The sequence below is a fragment of the Enterobacter cloacae complex sp. S1 genome, from assembly GCF_014930525.1.
Taxonomy (GTDB): Bacteria; Pseudomonadota; Gammaproteobacteria; order Enterobacterales; family Enterobacteriaceae; genus Enterobacter; species Enterobacter hormaechei_C.
Genome location: NZ_JADBRE010000001.1, coordinates 48,316 through 66,415 on the forward strand (window position 1 = coordinate 48,316; position 18,100 = coordinate 66,415).

16 protein-coding genes are annotated in these 18,100 nt (G+C 56.3%); all 16 read right to left on the reverse strand.

The genetic code is table 11. The features are described from left to right. Window positions 1-190 precede the first annotated feature (190 nt). The 16 genes from lpxC to mraZ all read right to left on the reverse strand — a co-directional run bounded on the left by lpxC (window position 191) and on the right by mraZ (window position 18,045). On the reverse strand, window positions 191-1,108 hold the full coding sequence (gene lpxC, locus IM290_RS00215; protein ID WP_003856337.1) for a UDP-3-O-acyl-N-acetylglucosamine deacetylase: 918 nt from the start codon (window positions 1,106-1,108) through the stop codon (window positions 191-193). A 101-nt stretch (window positions 1,109-1,209) separates the two neighbouring features. Then, on the reverse strand, window positions 1,210-2,361 hold the full coding sequence (gene ftsZ, locus IM290_RS00220) for a cell division protein FtsZ (RefSeq protein WP_003856338.1): 1,152 nt from the start codon (window positions 2,359-2,361) through the stop codon (window positions 1,210-1,212). Between the two features lie 63 nt (window positions 2,362-2,424). Further along, the gene (gene ftsA / locus IM290_RS00225; RefSeq protein WP_003856340.1) at window positions 2,425-3,681 is read right to left on the reverse strand and encodes a cell division protein FtsA; all 1,257 of its coding nucleotides are present in this window, start codon (window positions 3,679-3,681) and stop codon (window positions 2,425-2,427) included. Then, a complete protein-coding gene (gene ftsQ / locus IM290_RS00230) occupies window positions 3,678-4,520 on the reverse strand; it encodes a cell division protein FtsQ (protein WP_003856342.1) in 843 nt (280 codons plus the stop codon). The genes ftsA and ftsQ overlap by 4 nt, the downstream gene beginning before the upstream one ends. Window position 4,521: 1 nt before the next feature. After that, entirely contained in the window at window positions 4,522-5,442 is a 921-nt protein-coding gene (locus IM290_RS00235) for a D-alanine--D-alanine ligase (RefSeq protein WP_193042061.1), read from the reverse strand. Then, complete coding sequence (gene murC, locus IM290_RS00240; RefSeq protein ID WP_003856345.1) at window positions 5,435-6,910, reverse strand: UDP-N-acetylmuramate--L-alanine ligase; 1,476 nt, start codon at window positions 6,908-6,910, stop codon at window positions 5,435-5,437. Before murC ends, IM290_RS00235 begins: the two co-directional genes overlap by 8 nt. 59 nt (window positions 6,911-6,969) lie before the next feature. Next, entirely contained in the window at window positions 6,970-8,034 is a 1,065-nt protein-coding gene (gene murG, locus IM290_RS00245; protein WP_193042060.1) for an undecaprenyldiphospho-muramoylpentapeptide beta-N-acetylglucosaminyltransferase, read from the reverse strand. After that, complete coding sequence (ftsW, locus tag IM290_RS00250) at window positions 8,031-9,275, reverse strand: cell division protein FtsW (protein WP_193042059.1); 1,245 nt, start codon at window positions 9,273-9,275, stop codon at window positions 8,031-8,033. The genes murG and ftsW overlap by 4 nt, the downstream gene beginning before the upstream one ends. After that, window positions 9,275-10,591, reverse strand: a complete 1,317-nt coding sequence (gene murD / locus IM290_RS00255) for a UDP-N-acetylmuramoyl-L-alanine--D-glutamate ligase (RefSeq protein WP_047364708.1) — start codon at window positions 10,589-10,591, stop codon at window positions 9,275-9,277. The genes ftsW and murD overlap by 1 nt, the downstream gene beginning before the upstream one ends. Before the next feature lie 2 nt (window positions 10,592-10,593). After that, the gene (gene mraY, locus IM290_RS00260; protein WP_003856353.1) at window positions 10,594-11,676 is read right to left on the reverse strand and encodes a phospho-N-acetylmuramoyl-pentapeptide-transferase; all 1,083 of its coding nucleotides are present in this window, start codon (window positions 11,674-11,676) and stop codon (window positions 10,594-10,596) included. Beyond that, window positions 11,670-13,028 (reverse strand): UDP-N-acetylmuramoyl-tripeptide--D-alanyl-D-alanine ligase, encoded by a 1,359-nt coding sequence (gene murF, locus IM290_RS00265; protein WP_023303078.1) that lies wholly within the window; start codon window positions 13,026-13,028, stop codon window positions 11,670-11,672. Before murF ends, mraY begins: the two co-directional genes overlap by 7 nt. Then, window positions 13,025-14,512, reverse strand: a complete 1,488-nt coding sequence (murE, locus tag IM290_RS00270; protein WP_017694519.1) for a UDP-N-acetylmuramoyl-L-alanyl-D-glutamate--2,6-diaminopimelate ligase — start codon at window positions 14,510-14,512, stop codon at window positions 13,025-13,027. Before murE ends, murF begins: the two co-directional genes overlap by 4 nt. After that, complete coding sequence (gene ftsI / locus IM290_RS00275) at window positions 14,499-16,265, reverse strand: peptidoglycan glycosyltransferase FtsI (RefSeq protein ID WP_003856361.1); 1,767 nt, start codon at window positions 16,263-16,265, stop codon at window positions 14,499-14,501. Before ftsI ends, murE begins: the two co-directional genes overlap by 14 nt. A gap of 15 nt (window positions 16,266-16,280) precedes the next feature. Beyond that, window positions 16,281-16,646 (reverse strand): cell division protein FtsL, encoded by a 366-nt coding sequence (ftsL, locus tag IM290_RS00280; protein ID WP_003856363.1) that lies wholly within the window; start codon window positions 16,644-16,646, stop codon window positions 16,281-16,283. Beyond that, window positions 16,643-17,584: a 16S rRNA (cytosine(1402)-N(4))-methyltransferase RsmH gene (gene rsmH, locus IM290_RS00285; protein ID WP_063136706.1), complete on the reverse strand. Its 942-nt coding sequence runs from the start codon at window positions 17,582-17,584 to the stop codon at window positions 16,643-16,645. Before rsmH ends, ftsL begins: the two co-directional genes overlap by 4 nt. A gap of 2 nt (window positions 17,585-17,586) precedes the next feature. Next, window positions 17,587-18,045, reverse strand: a complete 459-nt coding sequence (mraZ, locus tag IM290_RS00290) for a division/cell wall cluster transcriptional repressor MraZ (protein ID WP_033486443.1) — start codon at window positions 18,043-18,045, stop codon at window positions 17,587-17,589. Between the last annotated feature and the right edge of the window lie 55 nt (window positions 18,046-18,100).

Consider the following 18,100-nt stretch of genomic DNA (forward strand, 5'->3'; position numbering starts at 1 on the left):
GCAGGAATGACACCTTGCAGCAGGTAAAAACGGTCAATAATGCAGCGAACACACCGTTATTCGGCACCCGACACAGGCCAGGGGTGAGGGGGACAAATTAAAGAAGGGCAGAAATAAAAACGACTGGCTTCCCTGGTCGGAGAGAGTACCAAGTGAACCAGTCGCTTTTCTTACGAAACGGCTTTAACCGTTACGCCAGGACCATAGTCGGGGCTTTGAACGCCAGCGGCAGTTCAGCTTCGTCTTCGAAGGTCACATATTCCCAGGCTTCCTGTTTTGCCAGGACGGCCTGCAACAATTTGTTGTTCAGTGCATGACCGGATTTAAACGCGGTAAATGCACCAATGATGTTGTGACCACACATGAAGAGGTCGCCGATCGCGTCCAGCATTTTGTGACGAACAAATTCATCTTCAAAACGCAGGCCGTCTTCGTTCAGTACGCGATAATCGTCAACAACGATGGCACAATCGAAGCTGCCGCCCAGGCACAGGCCGCGGGATTGCAGATATTCGATATCACGCATAAAGCCGAAGGTACGTGCTCGGCTGATCTGACGCATGAACGCATCCGCAGAGAAGTTCATCGCATAGCGCTGGGTGCTGGAGTCAATCGCCGGATGGTTAAAATCGATGGTGAAGTCCAACGAGAAACCATTGTACGGTTTGAATTCAGCCCATTTGTCGCCATCTTCGACGCGAACGGTCTCTTTAATGCGAACAAATTTCTTCGCGCAGTTCAGTTCTTCGATGCCGGCATCCAGCAACAAATAAACGAACGGAGCAGCACTCCCGTCCATGATCGGGATTTCTGGCGCATCGACTTCAACCATAATGTTGTCGATACCCAGACCCGCCAGGGCGGCGTTCAGGTGCTCTACGGTAGAAATCCGCACGTCATGCTCGTTCACCAGACAAGTACAGAGCATAGTATCACGCACAGATTTGGCATCGGCCGGAAAATCTACCGGTGGATTCAAGTCGGTGCGACGATAGATGACCCCGGTATTGGCCGGCGCAGGGCGTAACGTCAGTGTGACTTTCTTGCCGGTATGTAAACCGACACCCGTCGCCTGAACGATACGTTTAAGTGTCCTTTGTTTGATCATCGTATAATCTCGCCAAATTAACTATCCAACCGAGAGTGTATATCACTAACGGTGGGCCAGTTTAGCACAAAGAGCGCAAATCCCCAAATTCCAGCCAATTCTTAGTCAGCTTGCTTACGCAGGAACGCCGGGATATCCAGATAATCTGGCTCTTTTGCCGTTTGTGGAGTCGGGTCGTTCACCACTTTCGCAGCGGGTTTTTGCTCCTGAGTCAGAGGCGCCATACCGTGCTGCTGGTAACGATCCATAACCGGCTGCTGAGTCTGTTTGTTAGTCACCAAGGTGATCTCAGGACGCTTGTCCATACCGATACCGGTGGCCACAACGGTCACACGCAGTTCGTCGTTCATTTCCGGATCAAGGGACGTACCGATAACGACGGTCGCGTTGTCAGAGGCGAACGCACGGATGGTGTTACCCACGGTTTCGAACTCATCCAGACGCAGGTCAAAGCCAGCGGTAATGTTGACCAGCACGCCGCGCGCACCAGACAGATCGATATCTTCCAGCAGTGGAGAAGAGATCGCCATTTCAGCGGCTTCTTCCGCACGGTCTTCGCCGCTCGCCACGCCAGAGCCCATCATCGCGTAGCCCATCTCGGACATCACGGTGCGAACGTCTGCAAAGTCAACGTTCATCAGACCAGGACGGGTAATCAGTTCAGCAATACCCTGAACCGCGCCTTTCAGCACGTCGTTTGCCGCGCCAAAGGCGTCCAGCAGAGAGATACCGCGACCCAGCACTTTCAGCAGCTTGTCGTTCGGGATGGTAATCAGAGAGTCCACGTGCTTGGACAGCTCGGTGATACCCTGCTCCGCGAAAGCCATACGCTTCTTACCTTCAAAGTTGAAAGGCTTGGTCACGACAGCAACGGTCAGAATACCTAAATCTTTAGCGACTTCCGCCACAACGGGTGCTGCACCGGTACCTGTACCGCCGCCCATACCCGCTGCGATGAAGACCATGTCTGCACCGTCCAGTGCAGCGCGCAGCGCTTCACGATCTTCTTCAGCCGCGTTGCGGCCCACTTCCGGGTTAGCCCCTGCTCCCAGACCTTTGGTGATGCCACCACCGATCTGAATCGTCTGGCCAACAGCCGTTTTACGCAGCGCCTGCGCATCGGTGTTCACCGCGAAGAATTCAACACCTTCGATGCGCTCGCGCACCATGTGCTCTACGGCGTTACCGCCGCCGCCACCGACGCCGATGACTTTAATCACCGCGTCGTTGGTTAATTCCATAGGTTCAAACATAATCTCTCTCTCCGTTGTGCCTGTCGCCCGAGACCGCTAATTCTCTCCGGTCTCTTAAAAAAATTAAAACTCTTTTCGCAACCAGGTGTTAAGTCGTTTGACCCAAGACCCCACCGAGACGCGTTTTTCCACTTCTGCTTCACCACTCAAATGGGATTCTTTCCCGTAGTGCAGCAGGCCCACGGCCGTTGAGTAATACGGCTCCTGAGCGTAATCCGTTAAACCGGTAATATTCAGCGGCGCACCAATACGCACCTGCGTATGGAACACGCGCTGAGCGCAGGCCGCAAGACCTTCAATTTGCGCTGCCCCGCCGGTTAATACAATCCCCGCCGCGAGATGATGTTTCACACCCTGCTGGCGAAGCTGTTCCTGTAACTGCAAAATCTCTTCGTTGACCAGGTTGAGCAGCTCGGTATAACGTGGCTCAATCACCTCTGCCAGCGTCTGGCGTTGCAGGCTGCGCGGCGGTCGCCCGCCTACGCTCGGCACTTCAACGCTCTCGTCTTTGCCGACGATAGAGCCCAGCGCGCAACCATGGCGCACTTTAATCGCCTCTGCATCGCTCGGTGGCGTACCAAAGGCGTAAGCGATATCGCTGGTCACCACATTCCCGGCGTACGGGATCACTTTGGTGTGGCGTAACGCACCGCCGGTATAGACGGCCATGTCCATTGTACCACCACCAATATCGACCACACAGACGCCCAGTTCACGTTCGTCTTCGGTCAGCACGGAATAGCTCGCGGCAAGACCGGCGAAAATGAGTTGGTCAACTTTCAGGCCACAACGTTCAACGGCTTTTACAATGTTCTTCGCCATATCGTTGTGACATGTGATCAGGTGCACTTTTGCCTGCATACGCACGCCCGAGAGACCGACCGGATTCTTGATGCCTTCCTGGTAGTCGATCGCGTATTCCTGCGGGATCACATGCAGCACACGGTGCTCGTCGCGAACACGCACGGATTTCGCCGTGTGGACAACGTTCTCAACGTCTTCCTGCGTCACCTCTTCTTCAGAAATCGGCACCATACCGATTTCATTCTGGCAGCTGATGTGCTTACCAGACAGGGCCAGATAGACAGAGGAAATCTGGCAATCTGCCATCAATTCAGCCTGGTCGATGGCGCGCTGAACGCATTTCACCACCGACTCAAGGTCGTTTACCCCACCTTTATCCATACCACGGGAGGGGCAGCTGCCCACGCCAATGATATTGACCATACCGTCGGGCAGAACTTCCCCTACCAAAGCGGCAACCTTCGCGGTGCCAATCTCCAGTCCTACTACCAATTTTCTGTCCGTCGACTTGATCATTGTTGTTCTGCCTGTACCTGTGCCTGATTTTGTTGCTGATTAGGTTCCTCGACCGGAGCCGGCTCCCAACCGACTGCTGCGCCTGAGTCATAGCGCAAATCAACGTAGCTTATCCGTTTGCCATCCGTCTGCGCCTGCTGCTGTAAAACCGGGTAAAGTTCTACAAAACGCGCCAGACGTTTCATTGTGTCGCCGCGGCCAAGATTGAGCTTAATGCCATTCGTTAGGGTCAACTGCCAGGAACGGCGCGCCGTCATCGCAGCATCTTTTAACGTAAAGCGATCCTTAGCCAGCACCTGCCCCATCTCACGAAAACCCTGCAATACTTCGTTTTCGCTGCCTTCCGGGCCATACAACATCGGTAAATTCTGCTTGTTGACACGATCGCTCGGGACGCTGAACGAATTTCCGTCTACGTCAACCATATGCTGATCATTCCAACGCGCAATCGGCACATATTCAACCAGATGAATCTTCAATTCATCAGGCCATTGTTTTCTGACACTCGCCTGTTTTATCCACGGCAGACGTTCAATCTGACTCTGGATAATGTTGACGTCCTGCGTCATAAAGGTGCCAGGCGACCCAAGCGCCAGAATCGACTGGCGAATGTCATCGTTACGCGTGTAGTGTCGCTCCCCGGTCACCACCAGCTTCGACAGCGGCAACCGCTGCGCGTCTTCCATCCAGCCCAGCACCATCCAGCCGCTTATAAACACGGTGCACAGCACCCCGAGCAGGAAGATGATCCCTGCAAGACGCGTTCCATTACTCCGGCGCGAAGAGGAATATTCTTCTTCGTCATCGCGGTTGCGCGTGTTCAATGCAGCCTGAGACATATCAGCCCGCCTGGTCCAGAATACGTACGACTAACTGCGAGAAGCTCATTCCCGCCTGACGCGCCGCCATCGGCACAAGGCTATGGCTGGTCATACCCGGAGACGTGTTTGCTTCCAGCAGATAAAATTGCCCGTCACCGTCAAGCATCACGTCAATGCGTCCCCAGCCACGACATCCCAGCACATTCCAGGCTTTAAGCACCAGAGACTGTAATTCGGCCTCACGCTCTGCTTCAAGACCCGCTGGGCAGAAATATTGCGTCTCATCAGAGAGATACTTCGCCTCATAATCATAGAAGACTCCGGCGGGTTGGATGCGAATTGACGGTAAAATTTCTTCGCCAAGCATCGCGACGGTAAATTCCGGCCCGCTAAGCCATTTTTCAATCAGAACTTCTTCATCATGTTGAAATGCCAGTGCTAAAGCGTCAGCCAAATCTACAGCTTTATCGACTTTGGACATTCCCACGCTCGACCCTTCACGGCTCGGCTTCACAATAACCGGTAAGCCCAGTGCCGCAATGCGTGTATTAACGCTGTCCGACAGACCCATTTCATATTCACGACGCGTCAGTGCAACCCATGGCGCAACGGGCAGGTCCGCCCCCTGCCACAGCAGTTTGCTGCGCAGTTTATCCATGGAGATGGCGGATGCCATCACGCCGCTGCCGGTGTACGGCATACCGAGCAGCTCCAGCAGCCCCTGCAACGTGCCGTCTTCACCGCCGCGACCGTGCAACGCGATAAAGGCTTTATCGAAGCCCATCGCTTTCAGCTGCGTGACGTCCACCTCTTTCGGATCAACCGGATGCGCGTCCACGCCACCTTCACGCAGGCCCGCCAGCACGGCAGCGCCCGAATTCAGAGAAACCTCGCGTTCGGCGGAAGTGCCGCCAAACAGGACAGCAATCTTATCAGCCATGACGCTCGTCCTCCTGAGTTTGCGGCTTCAGTTTGATTTCAGCTAAGGTACGGGCGATTTTGCCGATATTTCCCGCGCCCTGAATCAGGATCAGATCGTTACCCGTCAGGACCGGGGCAAGCATTTCAGCCACCTGCGCCGGGTCGGGAACCAGAATAGGATCTACTTTACCGCGTCCACGGATGGTACGACATAAAGAACGACTGTCCGCACCCGGAATCGGAGTTTCACCCGCTGCGTAAACATCCAGCATCAGCAGGGTATCGACCTGCGAAAGGACGTTGGCAAAATCGTCATACAGATCGCGGGTACGTGTGTAACGGTGCGGCTGGAAGATCATGACCAGATTCTTTTCCGGCCAACCCGCGCGTGCCGCTTTAATGGTTGCGTCCACTTCCGTCGGATGGTGACCGTAGTCATCGACCAGCATCGCAGACCCTGGCTTACCGTTTACCGGCTCCAGCGGGAATTCACCGAGGAAGTCGAAACGACGGCCCGTCCCCTGGAAGCTCTCCAGTGCGCGCAGGATCGCTTCATCGTCAATGCCTTCTTCTGTCGCAACAGCCACCGCCGCCGCTGCATTCAGGGCGTTGTGACGTCCCGGAGCGTTCAGGGTGACATGCAGCAGGTCTTTATCCTGACGCGCGAGGGTGAAATGCCCCTGCGCACCGATCTGCTTGTAATCTTCTACGCGTACATCCGCGTCTTCGCTGAAGCCGTAGGTCGTAATTTGACGCCCGACGCGCGGCAGCAGCTCGCGAATAACCGGATCGTCCACGCACATCACCGCACGGCCATAGAACGGCAGGTTGTGCAGGAAGTTAATAAAGGTCTGCTTTAAGTTCTCGAAGTCGCCCTGGTAAGTGTCCATATGGTCAGCTTCGATGTTGGTGACGATCGCCACCATCGGCTGTAGATGCAGGAACGACGCATCGCTCTCATCCGCTTCCGCAATCAGATAACGGCTGTGGCCCAGACGCGCATGCACGCCAGCGGCTTTCACCAGACCACCGTTAACGAACGTCGGGTCGAGACCCGCTTCCGCATAAATGCTGGAGACCATCGCTGTTGTGGTGGTTTTACCGTGCGTACCGGCCACCGCAATGCCGTGACGGAAACGCATCAGTTCCGCCAGCATTTCCGCGCGACGGATCACCGGGATGCGCGCCTCATGCGCCGCAACGATTTCCGGGTTATCCGCGGAGATAGCGCTGGACACCACAACCACGCTCGCATCGCTCACGTTTTCCGGGCGATGATTGAAATAGATAGTCGCCCCCAGCGACGCCAGCTGCTGCGTAACAGGGTTTGGCGCCAGGTCAGACCCGCTGATCTGATAGCCTTCGTTAGCTAACACTTCGGCAATACCGCCCATGCCAGCACCACCGATGCCGACAAAGTGAATGTGCCGGACGCGACGCATCTCGGGCACGATAGAACGCAGTTTTGCCAGTTGTTGTGTATTCATTCTCTAAACGCCATCGACTACTTCAAAAAAATCGTGCAGCGCAACACGCACTGCGAGAATTATGCCTGGGCTGCCAGGCTCACTTCTTTTGCCACCCGTTCCGTTGCATCCGGGATAGCGGTCGCGCGTGCGCGTTGCGCCATCTCCAGTAATACATCCCGGTTCCAGCCCGCCAGGGTAGTGGCGACCGCATCAGCGGTAAATTGTGGCTGCTCAAAAATCTTCGCTGCGCCCGCTTTCTCAAGCGGCAGCGCATTCCAGTACTGCTGTCGGTCTTTGTGCTGGAACGGCACAAACAGCGCCGGCAAACCGGCGGCGGCGATTTCGCTCACCGTCAGCGCGCCCGAGCGACAGACCACAACATCGGCCCAGGCATAGGCTGCGGCCATATCATCAATAAATTCAGTCACTTTATGCTGCGGCTGACCTTCCTGCGTGTAGGCCTGCTCAACGGTCTGCTGAGCGCCCTTCCCGCTCTGGTGCCAGATGGTCACCGCATCACCCAGTTTTGCCGCAACCTGCGGCATCGTCTGGTTTAAAATACGTGCGCCCTGGGAACCGCCGACGACCAGCACGCGCACCGGCCCTTCGCGACCCGCCAGACGCGTATCTGGCAGCGGCAGCGCCAGCACGTCCACACGCACCGGATTCCCTACGACATCCGCTTTCGGGAATGCCCCGGGGAAGGCCTGCATAACTTTGGTGGCGATTTTTGCCAGCCATTTGTTGGTCAACCCGGCAATACCGTTCTGCTCATGCAGAACAACGGGGATGCCCAGTGACCACGCCGCCAGTCCTCCCGGACCGGAAACGTAACCGCCCATGCCCAGAACGACGTCAGGCTTAAAACGCTTCATAATGGCGCGCGCCTGACGCCAGGCATTGAAAATGCGCACCGGCGCCAGCAGCAGCGCCTTGCTCCCTTTGCCACGAAGGCCAGAAATACGAATAAAGTCGATCTCGATACCGTGTTTAGGTACCAGGTCGGCTTCCATGCGGTCTGCGGTTCCCAGCCAGCGTACCTGCCAGCCCTGTTCCATTAAATGGTGCGCAACCGCCAGTCCCGGGAACACGTGTCCGCCGGTCCCGCCTGCCATCACCATTAACCGCTTCGGTTGATTCATCGTGAACCTCGTGTAAACGCCTGAGCTTTCTCCAGACGCGTTTCATAATCTATGCGTAACAAAAACATGATGGCCGTCGACATGATCAACAGACTCGAACCACCATAACTGATTAACGGCAACGTCAGACCTTTGGTCGGCAGCATACCCGCTGCCGCCCCAACGTTTACCAGCGCCTGGAAGCTAAACCAGATACCAATTGAGCAGGCCAGGAAACCGGAGAAGCGGTGATCGATCTCCAGCGCTTTCCGGCCAATCGACATGGCGCGGAAAGCGACGAAGAATACCATTAATAGCGCCAATACCACACCGATATAACCCAGTTCTTCCCCAATAATGGAGAAGATGAAGTCGGTGTGCGCCTCCGGTAAATACTCCAGTTTTTGCACCGAGTTGCCCAGGCCTTGACCCCAGACTTCGCCGCGGCCAAACGCCATCAGCGACTGCGTCAGCTGGTAACCGCTGCCGAACGGATCTTCCCATGGGTTCCAGAACGAGGTCACACGGCGGATACGGTAGGGCTCGGCGAGGATCAGCAGCACCACCGCCGAAATCCCCATCCCGATGATGGCAATGAACTGCCACAGTTTTGCGCCCGCCAGGAACAGCATCGCCAGCGTAGTGACAAACAGTACGACTACCGTACCGAGGTCGGGCTGCGCCAGCAGCAAGATCGCGAGGACCAGAATCACGCCCATCGGTTTTAAGAAGCCACGAAGGTTATTACGAACTTCGTCAACTTTACGCACCAGGTAGTTAGCCAGGTAGCAGAACAACGACAGTTTGGTGAACTCCGCGGGCTGGATACGCAGTGGCCCAAAGGCAATCCAGCGTGATGCCCCGTTAACGGAGCTCCCGACAACCAGAACGATCAACAGCATGATGATTGAGGCGATGAGCATGGCTGTACTGTGCCGCTGCCAGAACGACATCGGCAGGCGTAAGGTGATCATTGCCAGGCAGAACGCGAGAATGATGTACAGCCCGTCACGCTTGGCAAACAGGAACGGGTCGTTTGCCAGACGCTGTCCGACAGGCATTGACGCCGAGGTGACCATAATAAAGCCGATCGCCGCCAGCCCCAGCGTGAGCCAGAACAGCGTGCGGTCGTACATGATCAGGCTGTCGGAATCTTTATCCCGTGAAGCCATCACCCAGCCTTTCAGCGCCGTTAACAGCCATACCAGGATACCAAATCCTGGCAGGCGCGGCATTTTCAGGCGAGGGAGAGATAAACGCATCAGCCTAACTCCTTCGCCAGGCGGGTAAAGACATCACCCCGCTGTTCGAAACTCTTGAATTGATCGAGGCTGGCACAGGCTGGCGAGAGCAGTACCATATCGCCGGGCTTCACGCGTGGGGCGATGAGGCGCATCGCCTGCTCCATGGTCTCGGTTTGCTCGGCGACTTCAGGACGCAACGCCGCCAGCTCGCTGCCATCGCGGCCAAAGCAATACAGGCGCACGTTCTCACCGTTGAGGTACTGCTTCAGCGAGGAGAAGTCAGCCGATTTACCGTCGCCGCCCAGCAGCAGGTGTAGCGTGCCATCAACGTGCAAACCGTTCAGTGCCGCCTCGGTGCTACCCACGTTGGTCGCTTTGGAATCGTTAATCCAGCGTACGCCGTTGTGCTCCAGCGCCAGCTGGAAGCGGTGCGCCAGACCGGTAAAGGTAGTGAGCGCCTTCAGGCTTGAAGATCGCGGCAGGCCAACGGCATCCGCCAGCGCCAGCGCCGCCAGGGCATTGGTGTAGTTATGCTGGCCGGAGAGCATCATTTCTTTCACGTTCAGCACTTTCTCACCTTTCACGCGTAGCCAGGTTTCGCCCTGCTGACGATTAAGGTGATAGTCACCCATGTTAATACCGAAGCTAATGCAGCGTTCGTCTGCGCCGCGCACCGGCATGGTGAGTGCATCATCGGCATTCACTACGCAAACTTTGGCATTTTCATAAACGCGCAGTTTGGCCGCACGGTACTGCTGCAAGCCGAACGGGTATCTGTCCATATGATCTTCGGTGACGTTTAGGATCGTCGCCGCCGCCGCATGCAGGCTTGAAGTGGTTTCCAGCTGGAAGCTGGAAAGCTCAAGGACGAACAGCTCACACCCTTTATCAAGCAGCATCAGAGCGGGCAGACCAATGTTACCGCCCACGCCGACATTTTTGCCCGCCGCCTTCGCCATTTCCCCCACCAGCGTGGTGACGGTGCTTTTACCGTTTGAACCGGTAATGGCGACGATCGGGGCCTGCGCCTCCCGGCAGAACAGTTCGATATCGCCGACAATCTCAACGCCTGCATCCGCGGCGGCGCTCAGGGAAGGATGCGCCAGCGCCATACCGGGGCTGGCAACAATCAGATCGGCGGCCAGCAGCCACTCATCATTCAGACCACCCAGGTGGCGTTCTACCTGCTCCGGCAGCTTGTCCAGACCCGGCGGAGAGACGCGCGTATCCATCACGCGCGGCGTCACGCCACGCGCAAGGAAAAAGTCCACGCAGGAGAGGCCGGTGAGGCCCAACCCGATGATTACGACTTTTTTGCCCTGGTAATCTGCCATGATTAACGTACCTTCAGCGTTGCCAGGCCAATCAGCACCAGCATCAGCGAAATAATCCAGAAGCGCACAATGACGCGCGGCTCCGGCCAGCCTTTCAGTTCATAGTGGTGGTGAATCGGTGCCATACGGAAGATGCGCTGACCGCGCAGCTTGAAGGAACCGACCTGCAAAATCACCGACAGGGTCTCAACCACAAACACACCGCCCATGATCACCAGCAGGAACTCCTGACGCAGCAGCACGGCGATAATGCCCAGCGCGCCGCCCAGCGCCAGTGAACCGACGTCGCCCATAAAGACCTGCGCCGGATAGGTGTTAAACCACAGGAAGCCCAGCCCCGCCCCGACAATCGCCGTACAGACGATCACCAGCTCACCCGCATGTCGCAGGTACGGGATGTGCAGGTAGTTTGCAAAGTTCATGTTACCGGTCGCCCACGCCACCAGCGCGAAACCGCCCGCGACAAACACGGTTGGCATGATGGCCAGGCCGTCCAGACCATCGGTCAGGTTGACGGCGTTGCCGGTGCCGACGATCACAAAGTAAGCCAGCAGAATGTAGAACAGCCCCAGCTGCGGCATCACGTCTTTGAAGAACGGCACCACCAGCTCGGTGGCCGGGGTGTCTTTTCCTGCCAGGTAAAGCGCGAAGGCCACGCCCAGCGCAATCACCGACATCCAGAAATACTTCCAGCGGGCGATCAAACCTTTGGTGTCTTTGCGCACGACTTTACGATAGTCGTCAACAAAACCGATGATCCCGTAGCCAACCAGGACGGTCAGCACGCACCAGACGTAGGGGTTAGACGGATAGGCCCACAGCAGAACGGACACCACAATCGCGGTCAGGATCATGATCCCGCCCATGGTCGGCGTACCGCGCTTGCTGAAGTGCGATTCCGGACCATCGTTGCGTACAACCTGGCCGAAAGAGAGTTTTTGCAGACGGGCAATCATGCGCGGGCCCATCCACAGCGAGATGAACAGCGCAGTCAGCAGGCTGACGATGGCGCGAAACGTCAGATAGGAAAAGACGTTAAAGCCTGAGTAATATTTGACCAAATGTTCGGCCAGCCAAACTAACATGTCCCGTTCTCCTGTAATGCGTGCACAACCTCTTCCATGGCGGCACTACGTGAACCTTTAACTAAAACAGTCACAATCTGTTTTTCTGTAATCAATGCCTTCAGGCGTTCGATCAGTGCAGATTTATCGGCAAAATGTTCGCCAACTTCACTGGCATCGGAAATGGCCTTGCTCAGCGTGCCTGCGCTCAATACGCGGTCAAGCCCGGCGGCTTTCGCCGCTTCACCCACCTGAACATGGCAGGCTTCGCTTTCATCACCCAGCTCGGCCATATCGCCCACAACCATCACGCGATAGCCCGGCATCTCAGACAAGACCTGCACGGCCGCCGTCATGGAGCCGACGTTAGCGTTGTAGGAGTCATCCAGCAGAAGTTTGTTTTCAGCCAGCTGGATCGGGAAAAGACGCCCCGGCACGGCTTTTAAATTTGCCAGACCTGCTTTGATCGCCGCGTGTGAGGCACCTACCGCCATTGAGAGCGCTGCCGCAGCAAGCGCATTGGCAATGTTATGACGACCGGGCAGGGGCAGCAGCACCTCGATGTCGCCCGTTGGGGTCGTGAGGGTGAACTCGGTGCCGTGTGACGTCACATGAATGTTGGTCGCCGAAAAATCACTGTTTGCCGCATTAGGTGAGAAGCGCCAGGTTTTGCGTGAACCAATGATGCTCTGCCAGTTCAGCCAGTCGTTGTTATCGGCGTTCATAATGGCGATGCCGTCATCCGGCAGTCCGGTATAAATTTCACCTTTCGCTTTCGCCACACCGGCCAGCGAACCAAAACCTTCAAGATGTGCCGCCGCCAGGTTATTCACCAGCGCCGCTTCCGGACGCGTCAGGCTCACGGTCCAGGCGATTTCGCCCTGATGGTTAGCCCCTAACTCAATCACCGCATATTCATGCTCGTGGGTCAGGCGCAGCAGCGTCATCGGTACACCGATGTCATTATTAAGGTTGCCCGCCGTATAAAGCGTGTTACCGCACTGGCTAAGGATCGCCGCCGTCATCTCTTTAACGGAGGTTTTGCCCGACGAGCCCGTCAGCGCCACGACGCGAGTCGGTACCTGCTGGCGAACCCATGCCGCCAGCTCGCCAAACGCCAGGCGCGTATCTTTCACCACAATCTGCGGCAAATCGATATCGAGCTTACGACTGACCAGCAGCGCGCCCGCGCCGTTATCTTTAGCCTGTTGCGCAAAATCGTGGGCGTCAAAACGCTCGCCCTTCAGCGCCACAAACAGGCAGCCCGCCGTCACCTTACGGGTGTCGGTGGTCACAGCCTCAATGGTCAGATCCTGACCATGCAGCATCCCCTGCAATACCGCAGCGGCCTGGCTTAACGTAATGCTAATCATGCCACCACTCCCAGCAGACGCGCTGCCGTCACGCGGTCGGAGTAATCCAGACGACGATTGCCGACGATCTGATAATCTTCATGACCTTTACCGGCCAGCAGAACCACATCGTTCTCCTGCGCCTGCATAATGGCGTTAGTCACGGCCTCCGCACGGCCTTCGACCACGCGCGCACGACCCGCATCCAACATGCCCGCCAGAATGTCATTGATAATGGCCCGCGGCTCTTCGGTACGCGGGTTGTCATCGGTTACCACGGGAATATCCGCGAACTGCTCAGCGATGGCGCCCATCAGCGGACGTTTGCCCTTGTCGCGATCGCCACCGCAGCCAAACACGCACCAGAGCTTGCCTGCGCAGTGCAGACGCGCCGCTTCCAGCGCTTTTTCCAGCGCATCCGGCGTGTGTGCGTAATCCACGACCACCGTCGGCTTGCCCGGCGCGCTGAACACTTCCATGCGGCCACAGACCGGTTGCAAACGCTCAGACGTTTTCAGCAGATCCGCCATCGGGTAGCCCAGCGCCAGCAGCGTCGCCAGCGCCAGCAGCAGGTTACTGACGTTAAAGGCCCCCATCAGGCGGCTTTCAATTTCACCTTCGCCCCAGGTGGAAGCGAAGCGGATCGTCGCCCCACTATCGTGGTAGTTCACCTCGACCGCCTTCAGCCAGCGGCCGCGGCAGTTCGGATTAATGCGATCTTCCATCGACACCGCCACCGCATCCGGCAGTTTTTCCAGCCAGCGGCGACCGACTTCGTCGTCGGCGTTAATGATCGCCTGCCCGTGGTGGTGAGTGGAATAAAGCAGCCATTTCGCCGCTTCGTAGTGCTCCATATCACCATGATAATCAAGGTGATCGCGGCTCAGGTTAGTAAAGACAGAGGCAGCAAATTTCAGGGCCGCCACGCGATGTTGTACCAGACCATGGGAAGAGACTTCCATCGCAGCGAAGGTCGCCCCCTGCTCAGCGAGGCCCGCCAGCACACGCTGCACGTCAACCGCCGAGCCTGTAGTGTTTTCCGTCGGGCTTACTTTGCCCAGAAGACCGTTCCCCACCGTGCCCATGACGGCACCGGCTTCGCCCAGCAGCTGCGCCCACTGCGCCATCAGCTGAGTGGTGGTGGTTTTTCCGTTGGTTCCTGTCACGCCAACCAGCTTTAACTGGTCGGAAGGTTCGTTGTAAAAACGTCCTGCCAGCGCGGAGAGACGCTCATTCAGCTGGCTGAGATAGATGACCGGCACGCCGTGCATTTCACGGATCTCACCGTCTGTTGCCTCATCTTTGGCCTCAGCAATAATGGCAGCAACACCTTGCGCAATCGCCTGCGGGATATAACGACGCCCGTCCGCCTGATGACCCACTACTGCCACAAAAAGATCGCCAGAAGCCGCTACGCGGCTGTCCAGTACCATCTCTCGCAGTGCTCGCGCAGGTAGCATAGGCACCCACGGAGCAAGAAGGTCGCGCAAATTACGATCTGCCACCTGTTCCCTCGCCTTGATTAATTACAAATTCACTTTTTTCGCCCGTCGCCAGCGCATCCGGTTCAATGTTCATGGTGCGCAACACGCCGCCCATAATAGCCCCGAACACAGGCGCGGAGACGGCGCCGCCGTAGTATTTACCCGCCTGCGGATCGTTGATGACGACCACCAGCGCAAAACGCGGATTGCTTGCAGGCGCTACGCCTGCGGTATAGGCAATGTATTTGTTGATATAGCGGCCGTCCGGCCCCACTTTTTTCGCTGTACCGGTTTTAATGGCGATACGATAGCCCTTAATTGCGGCCTTCACGCCGCCACCGCCAGGTAACGCGACGCTTTCCATCATATGCACGACGGTACGAACGATAGATTCCGGGAAAACACGTTCCCCCGGAACCGGTGGATCAACTTTGGTGATCGACAGCGGACGATAAATGCCATAGCTGCCAATCGTTGCGTAGACTCGCGCTAACTGTAAGGGAGTTACCATTAGCCCGTAGCCGAAAGAGAAGGTGGCCCTCTCTATGTCAGACCACCGTTGTTTTTGAGGATATAAGCCACTGCGTTCTCCGACCAACCCCAAATTGGTCGCCTTTCCCAGCCCAAAACGTGAGTAAGTATCTACTAACGCTGAGGACGGCATCGCTAACGCCAGTTTTGACACACCGACGTTACTCGACTTCTGTAAGACCCCGGTGAGGGTCAGTTCGCTGTAACGTGCCACGTCTTTGATTTCGTGACCGTTAATTCGATAAGGAATCGTATTCAGAACGGTATTTTCGTTGACGATGCCTCGCTGTAGAGCCGTCATCACTACCATGGGTTTTACGGTTGAGCCGGGTTCAAACACATCGGTGATGGAGCGGTTACGCATTGCATCTTTTGCTGTACCGGCAAAATTATTCGGATTGTATGAGGGGCTACTGGCCATCGCCAGCACTTCACCTGTCGCCACATCCACCAGCACGGCGCTGCCCGATTCCGCCTTGTTAAACGCGACGGCGTTGTTCAGTTCACGATAGACCAGCGCCTGCAAGCGTTCATCAATACTCAAGGCCAGGTTGTGCGCGGCCTGGCTGTCTGTCGAGGAAATGTCTTCAATGACGCGACCATAGCGGTCTTTACGCACGATTCGCTCGCCAGGCTGGCCGGTAAGCCACTTGTCGAAGCTTTTTTCAACGCCCTCAATCCCCTGGCTATCCACGTTGGTAAAGCCAATCAGGTGCGCGGTGACTTCGCCCGAAGGATAGTAACGGCGGGATTCTTCCCGCAGATGAATGCCCGGCAGCTTCAGTTTCTTAATGTAGTCAGCCATGTCAGGGTTCACCTGACGGGCAAGATAGATAAAGCGCCCTTTCGGGTTGGCGTTAACGCGCGACGCCAGCTGATCCAGCGGCATTTTCAACGCGTCTGAGAGCGCCTTCCAGCGGTTATCAAGGGTGATCCCGCCTGCGTCGTGTAACTCTTTCGGATCGGCCCAGATCGCCTTCACCGGCACGCTCACAGCCAGTGGACGACCGGAACGATCGGTGATCATTCCACGAGAGGTAGAAACTTCCTGCACGCGCAGAGAACGCATATCACCCTGACGTACCAGCATGTCAGGCGCGATGATTTGTAGCCACGCCACGCGTCCCAGCAGGAAACCCAGCGCCAGTAAAATGCAGCCGCAAAGCAACGCAAAACGCCAACTGACAAAGTTGGCCTGTTCTTCCTGGCGTTTTGGTTTTAGCGTTTTTGCCGCTGCTTTCATGCGTCGCGTTTTCCCTTATTTTTGTACTACGATATTTTCCTGCGAAGGATCAACATGCTGTAATTGCAGTTTTTCCGTTGCGATCCGTTCAACCCGGCTGTGATCGCCGAGCGCGTTTTCTTCAAGGATCAGATTTCGCCATTCAATATCCAGCGCATCGCGTTCCAGTACCATCTGTTCGCGCTGCGCAGTTAATAAACGGGTATGGTGAGCGGTGGTGACCACCATGACTGCCGTCACAATGATGCAAATGAACAAGCAGAGTGGCAGCTTCCCAAACCGCAAAAGATCGTCGCCGATCACGCCAGGCAAGGCATGGCGCTCGTTGCTTCCTAACGATCCCTTAACTTTGCTTAGGGTCTCTGTCACTCTGCTGATCATGCGTTCGTCCTCTCTGCAATACGCAGCACTGAACTACGGGCACGTGGATTCTCTGCCACCTCTTCTTCGCCCGGCATCAACTTGCCTAATGCTCGCAACTGACGGCCTCCCAGCTTTCTGAGTTGTTCTTCCGTCATCGGCAGCCCAGCTGGAACCTGCGGACCGCGGCTCTGTTCACGCATAAAGCGTTTTACGATGCGATCTTCCAGCGAATGGAAGCTGATGATGGATAACCGCCCACCCGGGGCCAGCACGTCGAGCGAGCTTTTTAGCGCCAGCTCTATTTCCTCCAGTTCACTGTTTACCCAGATACGAACCGCCTGGAAGGTACGGGTCGCAGGATGTTTGTGCTTGTCCTTCACCGGCGTTGCCGCCGCGATGACTTCTGCCAGCTCTTTGGTACGGGTCATTGGCTCAACGCGGTTGCGCTCCACGATGGCGCGCGCAATACGTTTGCCAAAGCGTTCTTCACCGAAGGTTTTGATTACCCAGGCAATATCCGCTTCGTCAGCCGTTTGTAACCATTCAGCGGCAGACTGGCCGCGAGTGGGGTCCATACGCATATCCAGCGGTCCATCACGCATAAAGGAGAAGCCGCGTTGTGCATCATCAAGCTGTGGTGAAGAGACGCCAAGATCGAGGAGAATCCCGTCGATCTTGCCGGTCAGGCCGCGCTCAGCGACATAATCCGCAAGCGCAGAGAAAGGTCCATGCACGATGGAAAAGCGAGGATCATCGATGGTTTGCGCAACGGCAATCGCCTGCGGATCGCGGTCAATTGCCAGCAGGCGTCCTTCCGCTCCAAGCTGGGAGAGGATCAAACGCGAGTGGCCACCGCGACCAAAAGTGCCATCAATATAGATGCCGTCTGGACGAATATTCAGGCCGTTAACGGCCTCATCCAGCAGCACCGTTGTATGTTTATAATTTTCCATCATATTTATAGAGACAAGTCCCGCAGCCGTTCCGATAATGTTGCGGAATCAGACTGCTCAGCGTCGATATCTTCCTTGACCTGTTGATACCAGGTCGTTTCGTCCCACAGTTCAAACTTGTTGAACTGCCCGACCAGCATCACTTCTTTAATCAGACCGGCATGTTGCCGCAACACAGGCGCAATCAATAATCGCCCGGCGCTATCCATCTGACATTCACTGGCATGTCCCAATAACAACCGCTGCACGCGGCGTTCTTGCGGGTTCATGCTCGACAGTCGCGACAGCTTTTGCTCAATGATTTCCCATTCAGGCAAAGGGTAAAGCAGCAGGCAGGGGGAGTTGATGTCAATGGTGCAAACCAGTTGACCCGAAGCGTTCTCAATCAGCTGGTCGCGATATCGGGTTGGTACCGATAAACGCCCTTTGCTGTCGAGATTGACTAACGTTGCTCCACGGAACATGCCAGCCTCACCCCTCCTCACCACTTTAACCCACAAATTCCCACCTGAAGGAGTT

What these genes read in the sequence shown, in the direction of transcription:
- lpxC (WP_003856337.1), bottom strand. Translation starts at nt 1,108, where the DNA reads ATGATCAAACAAAGGACACTTAAACGTATCGTTCAGGCGACGGGTGTC.
- ftsZ (WP_003856338.1), bottom strand. Translation starts at nt 2,361, where the DNA reads ATGTTTGAACCTATGGAATTAACCAACGACGCGGTGATTAAAGTCATC.
- ftsA (WP_003856340.1), bottom strand. Translation starts at nt 3,681, where the DNA reads ATGATCAAGTCGACGGACAGAAAATTGGTAGTAGGACTGGAGATTGGC.
- ftsQ (WP_003856342.1), bottom strand. Translation starts at nt 4,520, where the DNA reads ATGTCTCAGGCTGCATTGAACACGCGCAACCGCGATGACGAAGAAGAA.
- IM290_RS00235 (WP_193042061.1), bottom strand. Translation starts at nt 5,442, where the DNA reads ATGGCTGATAAGATTGCTGTCCTGTTTGGCGGCACTTCCGCCGAACGC.
- murC (WP_003856345.1), bottom strand. Translation starts at nt 6,910, where the DNA reads ATGAATACACAACAACTGGCAAAACTGCGTTCTATCGTGCCCGAGATG.
- murG (WP_193042060.1), bottom strand. Translation starts at nt 8,034, where the DNA reads ATGAATCAACCGAAGCGGTTAATGGTGATGGCAGGCGGGACCGGCGGA.
- ftsW (WP_193042059.1), bottom strand. Translation starts at nt 9,275, where the DNA reads ATGCGTTTATCTCTCCCTCGCCTGAAAATGCCGCGCCTGCCAGGATTT.
- murD (WP_047364708.1), bottom strand. Translation starts at nt 10,591, where the DNA reads ATGGCAGATTACCAGGGCAAAAAAGTCGTAATCATCGGGTTGGGCCTC.
- mraY (WP_003856353.1), bottom strand. Translation starts at nt 11,676, where the DNA reads ATGTTAGTTTGGCTGGCCGAACATTTGGTCAAATATTACTCAGGCTTT.
- murF (WP_023303078.1), bottom strand. Translation starts at nt 13,028, where the DNA reads ATGATTAGCATTACGTTAAGCCAGGCCGCTGCGGTATTGCAGGGGATG.
- ftsI (WP_003856361.1), bottom strand. Translation starts at nt 16,265, where the DNA reads ATGAAAGCAGCGGCAAAAACGCTAAAACCAAAACGCCAGGAAGAACAG.
- ftsL (WP_003856363.1), bottom strand. Translation starts at nt 16,646, where the DNA reads ATGATCAGCAGAGTGACAGAGACCCTAAGCAAAGTTAAGGGATCGTTA.
- rsmH (WP_063136706.1), bottom strand. Translation starts at nt 17,584, where the DNA reads ATGATGGAAAATTATAAACATACAACGGTGCTGCTGGATGAGGCCGTT.
- mraZ (WP_033486443.1), bottom strand. Translation starts at nt 18,045, where the DNA reads ATGTTCCGTGGAGCAACGTTAGTCAATCTCGACAGCAAAGGGCGTTTA.